Genomic DNA, 950 nt, shown 5'->3' with positions numbered 1-950 from the left:
CTGGAGGCCTTCGTCGCCGATGCCGGGCAACCGGTCGGCCGCATCGAACTGCTCGATGCCGCCGAAACCGCGCAGGTGCTGCGCGACTGGAATGCGACCGAACACGCGGTGCCAGCACAAACCCTGGCCGAGTTGTTGAGCGCGCAAGCGGCGCGCACACCCGATGCGGTCGCCGTCGTGTTCGAAGGGCAGACGCTGAGCTACGCCGAACTCGACGCGTGCGCGAACCGCCTCGCCCATCGCCTGATCGCCGACGGCATCGGCCCGGAAGACGTGGTGGGCGTGGCCTTGCCGCGTTCGTTGGAGTTGGTCGTCGCCCTGTGCGCGGTGCTCAAGAGCGGCGCGGCTTACTTACCGCTCGACACCGATTACCCGAGCGACCGCCTTGCCCACATGATCGCCGACGCGGCACCGGCGCGGATCCTGACGCGCGGCGATGTGGTCGAACGCCTGCCTGCGCATGACGGCTTGTGGCTGCTCGACGAAGCTCGGTTTGTAATCGAGTTGGCGAGCTATGCGGATACATCGCCCACCGACACCGATCGCACGCGCCCGCTGCAGCTCGATCACCCGGCCTACGTGATCTATACCTCCGGCTCGACCGGCACGCCGAAGGGCGCGGTGATCCCGCACCGCGGCATCGTCAACCGTCTGACCTGGATGCAGGGCGAGTACGGCCTGCAGGCCGACGACGCGGTGCTGCAGAAAACCCCGACCAGCTTCGACGTGTCGGTGTGGGAGCTGTTCTGGCCGTTGCTGCACGGCGCCCGTTTGGTGGTCGCGCGCCCCGACGGCCACCGCGACCCGGCCTATCTGGCGTCGCTGATTCAGCGCGAAAGCGTCACCACCGTGCACTTCGTCGCCTCGATGCTGGAGATGTTCGTGCAGGAGCCGGGCGCGGCCGCCTGCACCAGCCTGCGCCGCATCGTCTGCGGCGGCGAAGCGCTGTC

At 68.4% G+C, this 950-nt stretch carries 1 protein-coding gene; it reads left to right on the top strand.

Features of this window, described 5'->3' with window-relative positions; translation table 11 throughout:
* On the top strand, positions 1-950 hold a 950-nt coding region (locus tag EX88_RS24125), incomplete at both ends, for an AMP-binding protein (RefSeq protein WP_036149882.1).

Origin of the sequence: Lysobacter antibioticus (assembly GCF_000731095.1) — a bacterium.
In the GTDB taxonomy this organism is placed as follows: domain Bacteria; phylum Pseudomonadota; class Gammaproteobacteria; order Xanthomonadales; family Xanthomonadaceae; genus Lysobacter; species Lysobacter antibioticus_B.
Note: the sequence above shows the minus strand (reverse complement) of the source record. Positions and strands in the feature narration are given on the sequence as shown.